This is a genomic window from Mycobacterium bourgelatii (assembly GCF_010723575.1).
Taxonomy (GTDB): Bacteria; Actinomycetota; Actinomycetes; order Mycobacteriales; family Mycobacteriaceae; genus Mycobacterium; species Mycobacterium bourgelatii.
Genome location: NZ_BLKZ01000001.1, coordinates 2,272,965 through 2,285,661, shown reverse-complemented (window position 1 = coordinate 2,285,661; position 12,697 = coordinate 2,272,965). Strand labels below are relative to the sequence as shown.

Sequence of the window (12,697 nt, the reverse complement as noted above, 5' to 3'; positions counted from 1 at the left end):
TATCGCTAAGCTGAGGCCCCATGAGACCCTGGATCCTGCGTGGATTGGTGTTTGCCGCCGCGATGGTCGTTGTTCGCCTGTTTCAGGGAGCACTGATCAATGCTTGGCAGTCGCAGTCTGGCCTGATCAGCCTGGTGCTAATGCTCATTTACATTGTCCTCGCGGTGGCCTGGGGGGTGCTGGACGGGAAGGCCGACGCCAAGGCCAATCCCGACCCCGACCGCCGCGAGGACCTGGCCATGGTCTGGCTGCTGAGTGGTCTGTTCGCCGGCGTTGTCAGCGGCCTGGTGGCCTGGATCATCAGCCTGTTCTACAAGGGCATCTACACCGGGGGCCTGCTGAGCGAGGTGACGACGTTCGCCGCCTTCACCGCGCTGCTGATCTTCGTCTGCGCGATCATCGGTGTCAGCGTGGGCCGCTGGCAGGTGGACCGCAGCGCTCCCCCGCCGCCGAAGCACGACGGCTCTCACGACCCGGCCAAGCAGCGGGGCGACGGCGACGTCTTTTCCGCCGTCCGCGACGACGACAGCCCAACCGGCGAGATTCCTCGGCAGGGTGGCGACGCCCAGACCGAGCAGCGCACCTCGCCGGTGGCAACCGCCGAACGTGACGAGCGCACCGAGGTATTCCGCACCGGTGACGACGACAAGACCCAGGTGATCCGCACCGACGAGGCACGCACCGACCAGCTCGAGACCAGCAAGGACGACGCCCCGACCGAGATCATCCGCACCGACCGGCCGGACGACAAGAAGTAGAGCTAGCTCTCGGCTTCGGCCAGGTAGCGCAGGGCGAGCAGATAGCCCTGAATTCCCAGCCCCACGATCACTCCCGTCGCAATGGGGCTCAGGTAGGAATGGCGCCGGAACTCCTCGCGCGCATGCACGTTGGAGATGTGCACTTCGATCAGGGGCGCGGTCAGTTCGGCGCACGCGTCGCGCAGCGCCACCGAGGTGTGCGTCAGGCCACCGGCGTTGAGGATCACCGGCTCCCCCGCGTCGGCGGCCTGGTGAATCCACTCCAGCAGTTCCGCTTCGCTGTCGCTCTGTCGCACGACGGCGTTCAGGCCCAGCCCGGCGGCCTCCCGTTCGATGAGCGCGGCCAACTCGTCGTGAGTCGTGCTGCCGTAGACGGCGGGCTCGCGCCGACCCAGCCGACCGAGGTTGGGGCCATTGATGATGTTTACCGTGCGGCCTTGAGTCATGGGGCACAGACTCCCGCGTAGGCCGTCACCAACAAACCCGGATCCGGACCCACCATTCGGCCCGGTTTGGCCAGCCCGTCCAGAACCACGAACCGCAGCACACCGGCTCGAGTCTTCTTGTCGCCGGCCATGAACTCCAGCAACTGCGGCAGCGCGTCGGGGTCGTAGCTGACCGGCAGTCCGAGCGAAGACAGGATCGTGCGGTGGCGCGCGGCGGTGTCGTCGTCAAGACGTCCGGTGAGCCTGGCCAGCTCGGCGGCAAACACCAGCCCTACCGACACCGCGGCACCGTGCCGCCACTGGTAGCGCTCCCGGCGCTCGATCGCGTGGCCCAACGTGTGGCCGTAGTTGAGAATCTCGCGGAGCTCGGATTCCTTCTCGTCGGCGGCGACGACCTCAGCTTTGACGGCGACGGAACGCCAGATCAGCTCGGGCAGCACGGCACCCTTCGGATCCATCGCGGCCTGCGGGTCGGCCTCGATGAGGTCCAGGATCACCGGGTCGGCGACGAAACCCGCCTTGACCACTTCGGCCATCCCGCAGGCGATTTCGTTGTGCGGCAGGGTTTCCAGCGTGGCCAGATCGGCAAGGACGGCGAGCGGTTGATGAAACGCACCGACCAGATTCTTGCCCGCGTCGGTGTTGATGCCGGTCTTGCCGCCGACGGCCGCGTCGACCATGCCCAGCAGCGTGGTGGGGATGTGCACGATCGAGACGCCGCGCAACCAGGTCGCCGCCGCGAACCCGGCGACGTCGGTGGCCGCCCCGCCACCCAGGCTGACCAGCGCGTCTTTGCGGCCGATTCCGATGCGGCCCAACACTTCCCAGATGAAACCCACGACGGGCAGTTCTTTGCCGGCTTCCGCGTCGGGGATTTCGATGCGGTGGGCGTCGACGCCCTTGTCGGCCAGGCGGCTGCGGATCGCCTCCGCCGTCTGGGCGAGCACGGGTTGGTGCAGGATGGCGACCCGATGCCGGCTGGAAAGTAATTCGTCCAGCTCGTTGAGCAAGCCGGTGCCGATCACCACCGGATAGGGCGGATCGACGGCCACCCGCACGGTAACCGGTTCGGTGCTGGCGGTCATGTGGTGGCCTCGCTGGGGCTGGGAGTGGCTGCTGTATCAGGGGAAGCTGTATCAGGGGAAGCTGGCAGACGCGACATGATGTAGCGAACCACCGCCCCGGGATTGCGTCGATTGGTGTCCACCCGGATGGTGGCGACGCGCCGGTACAGCGGAATGCGTTGCGCCATCAGGGCGCGGTATTTCTCGTCACGGTCCGGGCCGGCCAGCAACGGGCGCACGGTGCTGCCACCGGTACGTCGCACCCCTTCCGAGGCGCTGATTTCCAGATAGACGACGGTGTGACCGGCCAGCGCCGCACATACTCCGGGGCTGGTGACGGCGCCGCCGCCGAGGGAGAGCACGCCGTCGTGGTTCTCCAAGGCCGCCTTGACCACTTCTTCCTCGATGCGGCGGAACTCCGACTCTCCGTCGGTAGCGAAGATCTCGGGGATGGTGCGCCCGGTCTGCTGCTCGATGGCCGCGTCGGTGTCCAGCATGGCGACCCCGAGCGCCTTGGCCAGTCGCCGTCCGATGGTGGACTTGCCGGAACCCGGCAGCCCGACGAGTACCGCTTTGGGTGCCATGGTGCTTCTACCCTTGCGAGACCCGGGCTCGGGTGGCCGGCGCTTCCCGCTCGGCAACGGTGCGCTGATATGCCTCGAGGTTGCGGCGGGTTTCGGCCAGCGAATCGCCGCCGAACTTCTCCAGCGCCGCACGGGCCAGTACCAGCGCGACCATGGTCTCGACCACGACGCCGGCGGCGGGGACGGCGCAGACATCCGAACGCTGGTGGATGGCGACGGCCTCGTCACCGGTCGCCATGTCGACGGTGGCCAGCGCCCGCGGCACGGTGGAGATCGGTTTCATGGCGGCCCGCACCCGCAGCGGCTGCCCGTTGGTCATGCCGCCTTCGATACCCCCGGCCCGGTTGGTGGAGCGGACGATGCCGTCGGGTCCCGGGTACATCTCGTCGTGGGCGCGGCTGCCGCGCCGGCGCGCCGTCTCGAAACCGTCGCCGATCTCGACGCCCTTGATCGCCTGGATGCCCATCACCGCCGCGGCCAACTGGCTGTCCAGCTTGTTGTCGCCGCTGGTGAACGATCCCAGCCCCACCGGTAGGCCCAGCGCCACCACTTCCACGATGCCGCCGAGGGTGTCGCCGTCCTTCTTGGCCGCTTCGATCTCGGTGATCATGCTCTGCTCGGCGGCCTTGTCGAACGCGCGAACCGGGCTGGCGTCGATGGCGGGCAGATCTTCGGCCCGAGGCGGCGGGCCTACGTAGGGTTCCGACGCGCCGATGGAGATGACGTGGGACAGCACCTCGACGCCCAGGGCTTGCCGCAGGAAGGCCCGCGCCACCGTTCCAGCCGCCACCCGGGCCGCGGTTTCCCGCGCGCTGGCCCGCTCCAACACCGGGCGGGCGTCGTCGAAGCCGTACTTGAGCATGCCCGCATAGTCGGCGTGGCCGGGTCGGGGCCGCGTCAGTGGTTCGTTACGGGCGCTGTTTTCCAGTTCGGCCGGGTCGACGGGGTCGGGGGCCATCACGGTTTCCCACTTGGGCCATTCGGTGTTGCCGATCTCGATGGCGATCGGTCCACCCAGGGTGCTGCCGTGCCGCACTCCGGCCAGCATGGTCACCGCGTCGCGCTCGAATTTCATGCGCGCTCCGCGTCCGTAACCCAGGCGGCGGCGGGCCAACTGTTCGGCGATGTCGTCCGAGGTGATTTGGACGCCGGCGACCATGCCTTCGACTACGGCCACCAACGCGCGGCCATGCGACTCCCCGGCAGTTATCCAGCGCAACACCGCACCATCTTCCCATGGGCACCTTTGTGACTCGTTCAGGCCGTTGATCCTGCGTCTGCGGCGAAGACGTTCGAGTGGGGCCGCCATGAGCGCAGAATCAACCGCAAAGGATGGCGGCTACCGTAGCCAGACACATCGATGGTCCGTGCGGGACCGTGTGCACACCCCGGGCCAGCGCGGCCACGCCCATCAGCGCCGTCAACAGCGGCGCGGCGATGGCCGCCAGAAACCACACCTCGGGCCCGAAACCTCCGGTGAGACCGCCGACACCGATCGCTAGCTTGACGTCCCCGGCGCCCATGGCCCGCGGCGCCGCCAGGTGAACCAGCAGATACACCGCGGTCAAGGCCACCGCGCCGGCGAACGCCTGCGGCCCGCGACCACACACCGTGGCCGCCGGCAGGATCGCCGCGGCTCCGGACAGCGTGAGCGCGTTGGGCAGCCGACGCTGCGACAAGTCGTAGCAGCTCAGTGCGGTTAGCCAGGCCAGCACCGCCACCGCCCCCGGGATCAGCACCCTGGGGACGTTATTCCGCTGCTTCCAATGCGCAAGTCATCGCTTCGCGCGGGGCAGGCAGGCCGGTGAATTGCTCGACCTGGGCGAACGCCTGGTGCAACAGCATCTGCAGACCGCTGATCACCTGGCCGCCCGCAGCGGACACCGCGGCGGCCAGCGGCGTGGGCCAGGGGTTGTAGATGGCATCCAGCAGCACCGGGATCGGTGCGAAAGTTGCGGCGTACCGCTCGGCCACCTCGGCCGGAATCGTGCTGACCAGCACCTGAGCCGCGGCCACCTCGTCGGCCAGGGCCGGGTCGGCGGGGTCTGTCAAGGCGCAGAATCGGGTCGCCACGCCGACCCGCTCGCCCAGGTCCAGGAGTCGGGCGGCCTTGTCGGGATTGCGCGCGACGATGGTGATGCCGGTGACGCCGAGGTCGGCCAGCCCCACCACGGCCGCCGGCGCGGTACCACCCGACCCGCATACCAGGGCGTGACCGGAGGCGTGTCCCAGCGCTCCCGCGACGCCGTCGATGTCGGTGTTGTCGGCCCGCCACCCCGTCGGCGTGTGCACCAGCGTGTTGGCGGACCCGACCAGCCCGGCGCGAGCGGTGCGCTCATCGGCGAACCGCAGGGCGGCGAACTTGCCCGGCATGGTCACCGAGACGCCGACCCACTCCGGCCCGAACCCCCCAACCAAGCCCGGGAGCTCCTCGGCGTCGCACTCGATGCGGTCATAGGTCCAGTCGTGCAGCCCCAGCGCACGGTAGGCGGCCAGATGCAGCTGCGGAGAGCGGGAATGCGCGATCGGCTTGCCCAGTACCGCCGCTCGGCGCCTAGCGCGCGCTGTCGAGGACACCGTTGTGCTTGGCCAGCTCGATATTCGCCAGATGCTGCTGGTAGTCCCGCGTGAACAGCGTCGTTCCCTGGGAGTCGATGGTGACGAAGTACAACCAGTCGCCCGGTGCCGGGTGCTCGGCGGCGATCAGGGCGTCGACGCCGGGCGAACAGATGGCGGTCGCCGGCAGCCCCTCGGCCATATAGGTGTTCCAGGAGTTTCGGATGGCCCGGTCGGCGTCGCTTGTTGCTACTTCGCGGCGGTCCAGCGGATAGTTCACGGTCGAGTCGAACTCGAGTTTGCGGTGCTCGTGCAGCCGGTTGTAGATGACCTGGGCCACCTTCGGGAAGTCCTGCACTTTGGATTCCTGCTGCACCAGCGAGGCCACCACGAGAATGTCGTAGGGCGAGAGTCCCAAGGATCGGGCGGTGTTTTCCAGCCCAGATTTCGTGTACTCCATGGCCCCGGCGCTGATCAGCGTCGCCAGTATGGTTTCCGCCGAGTCGGCGGGATTGATGTTGAAGGTTCCCGGCGCGATGAGGCCCTCGATGCGGCGATGGTCGTCGCCCAGCTCGTTGACCGGCTGAACGGCCCAGGGTGGCACCATCAGCATGGTCGGGGTGCTCTTGCTCGCCGCCTTGCGCAATTCGGCCACCGAAACGCAGCGCTCGTCGCCGTCGAGATCCACGCAGGTGGCACGCGAGATCAGGCTGAATATCCCCGGCGTCACCACGTTGGTCTTCATGTCGGTGGTGTCGTCGAGCTGCCGCCCCTCGGGGATGACCAGTTTGCCCACCCGGTTGTTGGGGTCGGCCAGGCGCGCGACAGCGGTGGCCGCCGGGATCTCGGTGCGCATCCGATAGAAGCCAGGCTGGATCGACGAAATCGCCGCGTTGCCGTGTGCGGCATCGACAAACGCCCGAACCGTGCGCACCACGTTGTGCTTGTGCAACGTCTCGCCCACCGCGGTGGTGGAGTCACCGGACTGGATCTGGATGACGATGTCCTGCTTGCCGTTGCCGGTGTAGTCGCCGCTGGAACCCGAGATGGCGTGCCACAGCTTGGAACCGAGGCCCACCGCTGCCACCACGATCACCACCAGCAGCCCGAGTGCGAGTGCCCCCGCGAGGCGCCGACGGCGACGGACTTTCTGTGCGTGTTTGCGGTTGGCGCGCGATCTGCGATGCTTGGCCGGTCCGACCGGGGCCGGTTGCGCGCGCTCCGGCAGGCCCTCGTCAATCATCGGTGGCCTCGCTCGTCTCGGCAGCAGCCGCCATGCTGCGGCGCTGGTCCAGCCATCCCTGCAGGATTGCCACCGCGGCGGCCTGGTCGATGACCGCGCGCTGGTCCCTGGCACGGACGCCGGCGTCGCGCAGCGACCGCTGGGCGGTGACAGTGGTCAGGCGCTCGTCGAAGAGCCGCACGGGAATCGGCGCGATGCGCTGGCCCAGCGCCTCGGCTACCTCGGTCGCGTCCTGCGCAGACGGGCCGATGCGGTCGGCCAGGGTGCGCGGCAGCCCGACGATGACTTCCACCGCCTCGAACTCCGCGACCAACGCGGCGAGTCGACGCACATGCTTGCCGGACCGGTCACGGCGCACCGTTTCCACCGGCGTGGCGAGGATGCCGTCGGGGTCGCTGGCGGCCACGCCGATGCGCACCTTGCCCACGTCGATCCCCAGCCGACGACCCTTGCCCGGCGCGGGGCCGGACGTCTGGTCTGAGTCGCCCGGCCGGTTGGGCAGGCGATGCGCTGATTCGATCACTCAACCAACCCGCGCTATCGCCGTGACCTTGGAGCGGACCGCATCGAGCGCGGCGTCGATGCCGGCCGGATTCTTGCCGGAGCCCTGCGCCAGATCGGCCTTGCCGCCGCCGCGACCATCCACCGCCATGGCCAGCTGCTGGACCAGCTCGTTGGCGTTCAGCCCGAGGTCCTGGGCGGCGGGATTGGCCCCGACGGCGTACGGCACGCTCTGGTTCTCCCCCTCGGCGATCAACGCGACCACGGCCGGATCGCTGCCGAGCTTGGCGCGGACGTCGCCCACCAGAGAACGCAAGTCGGCGGCGGTCATCCCGGCTGACATCCGTTGCGCCACCAGACGCACGTTACCGATGCGCTCGGCGCCGGCGGCAGCGTTGGCGGCCGCAGCCCGGGCACTGGCCTGGCGCATGCGCTCGAGTTCCTTTTCGGCCGCCTTGAGTCGTTCCACCAGATTGGCCACCCGGGTGGGCACCTCTTCGGACGGCACCTTCAGCGTCGACGCGAGCCCGGCCATCAGGGCGCGCTCCTTGGCCAGGTGACGGAAGGAATCCAGCCCGACGTAAGCCTCGACCCGGCGCACACCCGAGCCGATCGACGACTCGCCCAGGATGGTGACCGGGCCGATCTGCGCCGAGTTGTGCACGTGAGTGCCGCCGCACAGCTCCAGCGAAAAGGGTCCGCCGATCTCCACCACCCGCACCTGGTCCGGGTAGGACTCGCCGAACAGGGCCATCGCTCCCATCGCCTTGGCTTTCTCGAGTTGCTCGATGAAAGTGTGCACCTCGAAGTCGGCCTGCACAGCTTCGTTGGTGACTTCTTCGATCTGGAGGCGCTGCTCTTCGGTCAGCGGTCCCTGCCAGTTGAAGTCGAAGCGCAGGTAGCCCGGCCGGTTCAGCGAGCCGGCCTGCACGGCGTTGGGTCCCAGCACCTGGCGCAGCGCGGCGTGCACCATGTGGGTGCCCGAGTGACCTTGGGTGGCGCCCTTGCGCCAGCCCGGGTCCACTTCGGCGATGACGGTGTCGCCCTCGACGAACTCGCCCGACTCCACATTGACCCGGTGTACATGAACGGTTTTGGCGATCTTCTGTACGTCGGTGACGGCGGCCTTCGCGCTGGCACTGGCCCCGGTACCGGTGATGGTTCCGGCGTCGGCGATCTGCCCGCCCGACTCGGCGTACAGCGGCGTGCGGTCCAGGATGAGCTCCACCCGGTCGGCCGCGACTGCATCGGTGTGCGCCACCACCGGAACCCGCTGGCCGTCGACGAAGATGCCCAGAATCTTTGCCTGGGAAGTCAGTTCGTCGAACCCGGTGAACTCGGTGGGGCCGGCGTCGACCAGCTCGCGGTAGGCGGTCAGGTCGGCATGCGCATGCTTGCGTGCGGCGGCGTCCGCCTTCGCGCGCTGCCGCTGCTCGGCCATCAATTCGCGGAAACCGGCCTCGTCCACCGTCAGGCCGGCTTCGTTCGCCATCTCGAGGGTGAGCTCGATCGGGAAGCCGTAGGTGTCGTGCAAGGTGAACGCATCCGAGCCCGAGACAACTTTCGTGCCAGTGGATTTCGTTGCTTTGGCGACGTCCTCGAACAGCTTGGAACCGGACGCCAGAGTCCGGTTGAACGCAGTTTCCTCGGCGACCGCGATGCGGTTGATCCGCTCGAAGTCGGTGGCCAGCTCGGGATAGGACGGGCCCATCGAGTCGCGGACGGTGGCCATCAGGTCACCGACGACAGGATCTTCGATGCCCAGCAGCTTGGCGGACCGAATGACCCGGCGCAGCAACCGGCGCAGCACGTAGCCGCGGCCGTCGTTGCCGGGGCTGACGCCATCGCCGATCAGGATCGCGGCGGTGCGGGTGTGGTCGGCGATGATGCGGTACCGCACGTCGTCGGCGTGGTTTCCCACGTCGTAGGGGCGCGGCGCGCGCTCGGCCACCAGGTCGATCACCGGCCGCAGCAGGTCGGTCTCGTAGACGTTGTGTACGTCTTGCAGCACCAGGGCGATGCGCTCGACACCCATGCCGGTGTCGATGTTCTTGCGCGGCAGCGGGCCCAGGATCTCGTAGTCCTCTTTGTTGGTCCCCTCACCACGCTCGTTCTGCATGAAGACCAGGTTCCAGACCTCGAGGTAGCGGTCCTCGTTGACGATGGGTCCGCCCTCAGGGCCGAACTCGGGCCCCCGGTCGTAGTAGATCTCCGAGGATGGACCGCAGGGTCCGGGGATGCCCATCGACCAGTAGTTGTCGGCCATGCCGCGGCGCTGGATCCGCTCGGGGGGCAGGTTGGCGATTTCCTGCCACAACTCCGCTGCCTCGTCGTCGTCGAGGTAGACCGTGGCCCACAGCCTGTTCGGGTCGAGGCCGTAGCCCCCCTCGGAGACACTGTTGGTCAGCAGGTCCCAGGCCAGCTCGATGGCGCCGCGCTTGAAATAGTCGCCGAACGAAAAGTTCCCGGCCATCTGGAAAAACGTGTTGTGCCGGGTGGTGATGCCCACCTCGTCGATGTCCGGGGTGCGGATGCACTTCTGGATGCTGGTCGCCCTCGTGTACGGCGGCGTGCGTTGCCCCAGGAAGAAGGGCACGAACTGAACCATTCCCGCATTGACGAACAACAGGTTCGGGTCGTCCAGGATGACCGAAGCGCTGGGCACCTCGGTGTGACCCGCCTTCACGAAATGATCAAGGAACCGCTTCCTGATCTCGTGTGTCTGCACTGTTCGCTTCCTTAATTCGATACGAGGTCGACTGCCAGCCTATTAGCCGCAGTTCTAGAGGTTTGTCTGACGGCGTACTTTTCTAGCCCGCCACAAAGCTAAGTCGTACGGAGCGCTGGGGGTTATCCCGGTTGAGATCGACCAGGACGATGCTCTGCCAGGTGCCCAGCATCAACTCGCCCGCCGTCACCGGCACTGTCACCGACGGGGCGACCAGCGCCGGCAACACATGGTCGGCGCCGTGCCCCTTGGACCCGTGGGAATGCCGGTAGCGGTCGTCGCGGGGCAACAGTCGTTCCAGCGTGTCCACCAAGTCGTGGTCGGAACCGGCGCCGGTCTCGATGATCGCGACACCGGCGGTCGCGTGGGGGACGAAGACGTTGCACAGGCCGTCGCCGAGAGCGAAGCAGAACCCGCGGACCGCTTCGGTCAGATCGACGATGCGGCGCCGCGACGTGTCCACTTCCAGCACATCGGTCTGCACCCAAACAAGCCTACGGTGGGGGCTCGTCGGCCTGCCAATCCAATACAAGAACCCCCAAGCATCATTGCCAGGGCGCAGCGGTAAGAGGAAGGTATTTGGTGGGACCGGTGGCGCCACCGGGGCGCCGCCCCGACTTCCCTGAACACAAGGAGGGGCCGATCGTGTACGCGCGCTCTACCACCATCCAGGCGCAATCCTCGTCGGTCGACATGGGAATTGCGCATGTTCGAAACGTCGTGATGCCGTCCCTGCAGGAGATCGACGGCTGCGTCGGGTTGTCGCTCTTGGTCGACCGGCAGTCAGGCGTCTGCATAGCCACCAGCGCATGGGAGTCCCTGGAATCGATGCGGGCCAGCGCCGAAAAGGTCGCGCCCATCCGCGACCGCATGGGGCTGATGTTCGACGGCAGCTCTCGGATCGAGGAATGGGAGATCGCGCTGATGCACCGCGACCACCCGTCACACGAGGGTGCCTGCGTGCGAGCCACCTGGCTGAAGGTGGTGCCGGATCAGCTGGGACGCTCCCTGGACTTCTACCGCACTTGCGTGCTGCCCGAGATGGAGCGGCTCGAGGGGTTCTGCAGCGCCAGCATGATGGTCGACCACCCGTCCACCCGGCGCGCGGTTTCCTGCTCGACGTTCGACAGTTTGGACGCGATGGCCCGCAACCGCGACGAGGCGACGGAGTTGCGCAGCCGGCGGGTTCGGGACCTGGGCGCCGAGGTCATCGACGTGATGGAGTTCGAGTTGGCGATCGCCCGCCTGCGGGTGCCCGAGCTGGTCTGAACCGGGGCGCCCGTCGCCGCCGACGTCGAGCGTCACGCCAGCGCGACGTTGGCCGTCGAGGGTCGCGCCAGCATGACGTTCGGCGTGGCTGGGGCGTGGCTGGGGCGTGGCTGGGGCGTGGCTAGCGTCCTTGTTTCTTCCGAATGATGGCCCGCAGCCGATCTAGCCTGCCGCCGATCTCTCGCTCCACCCCGCGACCGGTGGGGCGGTAGTAGTCCACGCCAACCAGCTCATCCGGTGGATACTGTTGCGCAACAACGCCGTCGGGGTGGTCGTGGGCGTACTTGTACCCCTGGGCATTGCCCAACCCGGCGGCCCCCGAATAGTGCCCGTCACGCAGGTGCGCGGGCACCAGACCGGCCTTGCCGGCCTTGATGTCGCTCATGGCGGCACCCAGCGCCGTGGTCACCGCATTGGACTTCGGGGCGGTGGCCAGATAGACGGTGGCGTGCGCCAGGGTCAGCTGAGCCTCGGGCAAGCCGATCAACTGCACCGTCTGGGCCGCCGCGACCGCCAACGGCAGCGCGGTCGAATCCGCCATGCCGATGTCCTCGCTGGCCAGGATCATCAAGCGGCGGGCGATGAACCGGGGATCCTCCCCCGCGACCAGCATGCGAGCCAGATAGTGCAGGGCGGCGTCGACGTCGGAACCACGCACAGATTTGATGAACGCGCTGATGACGTCGTAGTGCTGGTCGCCGTCGCGGTCGTAGCGCACCGCGGCCCGGTCCAGGGACTGCTCGATGGTCTCGATGCCGACGTGCTCGGTCGCCTCGGCCGCGACCTCCAATGCCGTCAACGCGCGGCGGGCGTCACCGGCGGCCAGTTGCACCAGCAGGTCAACGGCCTCGGGCGTCACCTGGACCCGCCCGGCCAGCCCGCGCGGGTCGTCGATGGCGCGCTGCACCACGGTGCGGATGTCGTCGGCCGTCAGGGGCCGCAACTGCAGGATCAGCGACCGCGACAGCAGCGGCGCGACAACCGAAAACGAGGGGTTCTCGGTGGTGGCCGCGACCAACAGGACCACCCGATTTTCCACCGCCGACAACAGGGCGTCCTGCTGGGTCTTGGAGAAGCGGTGCACCTCGTCGATGAACAGCACGGTCTGCTCGCCGTGAATCGCACCGGTGCGGGCCTTGTCGATCACCGCACGAACGTCCTTCACGCCCGCCGACAACGCCGACAGCGCCTCGAAGCGGCGTCCGGTCGCCTGGGAGATCAGGGCCGCCAGCGTTGTCTTGCCGCTGCCCGGTGGGCCGTAGAGGATGACCGACGCCACGCCCGAGCCCTCGACCAGCCGGCGCAGCGGCGAGCCGGGGGCCAGCAGGTGATCTTGTCCCACCACTTCGTCCAGCGACGCCGGCCGCATGCGCACGGCCAGCGGTGACCCGGCGGTGGCCGCTAGCGGTGCGGCAAGGCCGGGGTCGGTCGTATTCGGGTCGCCGGGCAGGTCAAACAGACCGTCGGACACGTCATCAGGCATACCACGCGGCGGCGACAGTTACGGTCGGCGGGCAGCCAGCGGGTGAAGCGCTCAAATTCGGACGC

The 12,697-nt window shown here is 68.0% G+C and carries 13 protein-coding genes; 2 read left to right on the top strand and 11 right to left on the bottom strand.

Annotation, left to right across the window (positions count from 1 at the left end):
- The first annotated feature begins 20 nt into the window (after positions 1-20).
- Positions 21-758, top strand: a complete 738-nt coding sequence (locus tag G6N68_RS10275) for a B-4DMT family transporter (protein WP_163711244.1) — start codon at positions 21-23, stop codon at positions 756-758.
- Between the two features lie 2 nt (positions 759-760).
- Here the strand turns inward: G6N68_RS10275 and aroQ are convergent, their stop codons facing one another.
- The 10 genes from aroQ to G6N68_RS10225 all read right to left on the bottom strand — a co-directional run bounded on the left by aroQ (position 761) and on the right by G6N68_RS10225 (position 10,352).
- Positions 761-1,204: a type II 3-dehydroquinate dehydratase gene (gene aroQ / locus G6N68_RS10270; RefSeq protein ID WP_163711241.1), complete on the bottom strand. Its 444-nt coding sequence runs from the start codon at positions 1,202-1,204 to the stop codon at positions 761-763.
- Positions 1,201-2,289, bottom strand: coding sequence for a 3-dehydroquinate synthase (aroB, locus tag G6N68_RS10265; RefSeq protein ID WP_163711238.1), 1,089 nt, complete (start codon positions 2,287-2,289; stop codon positions 1,201-1,203). The genes aroQ and aroB overlap by 4 nt, the downstream gene beginning before the upstream one ends.
- Positions 2,286-2,852, bottom strand: a complete 567-nt coding sequence (locus tag G6N68_RS10260; RefSeq protein ID WP_163711235.1) for a shikimate kinase — start codon at positions 2,850-2,852, stop codon at positions 2,286-2,288. The genes aroB and G6N68_RS10260 overlap by 4 nt, the downstream gene beginning before the upstream one ends.
- 7 nt (positions 2,853-2,859) lie before the next feature.
- Positions 2,860-4,074, bottom strand: coding sequence for a chorismate synthase (gene aroC / locus G6N68_RS10255; protein WP_163718423.1), 1,215 nt, complete (start codon positions 4,072-4,074; stop codon positions 2,860-2,862).
- A 97-nt stretch (positions 4,075-4,171) separates the two neighbouring features.
- Positions 4,172-4,591: a prepilin peptidase gene (locus tag G6N68_RS10250; protein ID WP_163711232.1), complete on the bottom strand. Its 420-nt coding sequence runs from the start codon at positions 4,589-4,591 to the stop codon at positions 4,172-4,174.
- A gap of 10 nt (positions 4,592-4,601) precedes the next feature.
- Positions 4,602-5,429 (bottom strand): shikimate dehydrogenase, encoded by an 828-nt coding sequence (locus G6N68_RS10245; RefSeq protein WP_163711230.1) that lies wholly within the window; start codon positions 5,427-5,429, stop codon positions 4,602-4,604.
- Positions 5,407-6,651, bottom strand: a complete 1,245-nt coding sequence (locus G6N68_RS10240) for an endolytic transglycosylase MltG (RefSeq protein WP_163711227.1) — start codon at positions 6,649-6,651, stop codon at positions 5,407-5,409. The genes G6N68_RS10245 and G6N68_RS10240 overlap by 23 nt, the downstream gene beginning before the upstream one ends.
- The gene (gene ruvX, locus G6N68_RS10235; protein WP_163711224.1) at positions 6,644-7,174 is read right to left on the bottom strand and encodes a Holliday junction resolvase RuvX; all 531 of its coding nucleotides are present in this window, start codon (positions 7,172-7,174) and stop codon (positions 6,644-6,646) included. The genes G6N68_RS10240 and ruvX overlap by 8 nt, the downstream gene beginning before the upstream one ends.
- The gene (gene alaS / locus G6N68_RS10230; protein ID WP_163711220.1) at positions 7,175-9,880 is read right to left on the bottom strand and encodes an alanine--tRNA ligase; all 2,706 of its coding nucleotides are present in this window, start codon (positions 9,878-9,880) and stop codon (positions 7,175-7,177) included. It lies immediately after the preceding gene.
- 82 nt (positions 9,881-9,962) lie between these two features.
- A complete protein-coding gene (locus G6N68_RS10225) occupies positions 9,963-10,352 on the bottom strand; it encodes a secondary thiamine-phosphate synthase enzyme YjbQ (RefSeq protein ID WP_205351468.1) in 390 nt (129 codons plus the stop codon).
- Between the two features lie 173 nt (positions 10,353-10,525).
- Here G6N68_RS10225 and G6N68_RS10220 point away from each other — a divergent pair, with 173 nt between their 5' ends.
- Positions 10,526-11,149 carry a hypothetical protein gene (locus tag G6N68_RS10220; protein ID WP_163718421.1) on the top strand — a complete coding sequence of 208 codons (624 nt, stop codon included), beginning with the start codon at positions 10,526-10,528 and terminating at the stop codon, positions 11,147-11,149.
- Between the two features lie 121 nt (positions 11,150-11,270).
- Here G6N68_RS10220 and G6N68_RS10215 read toward each other — a convergent pair whose 3' ends face one another.
- Positions 11,271-12,632 carry a replication-associated recombination protein A gene (locus G6N68_RS10215; RefSeq protein ID WP_163711214.1) on the bottom strand — a complete coding sequence of 454 codons (1,362 nt, stop codon included), beginning with the start codon at positions 12,630-12,632 and terminating at the stop codon, positions 11,271-11,273.
- Positions 12,633-12,697 lie beyond the last annotated feature (65 nt).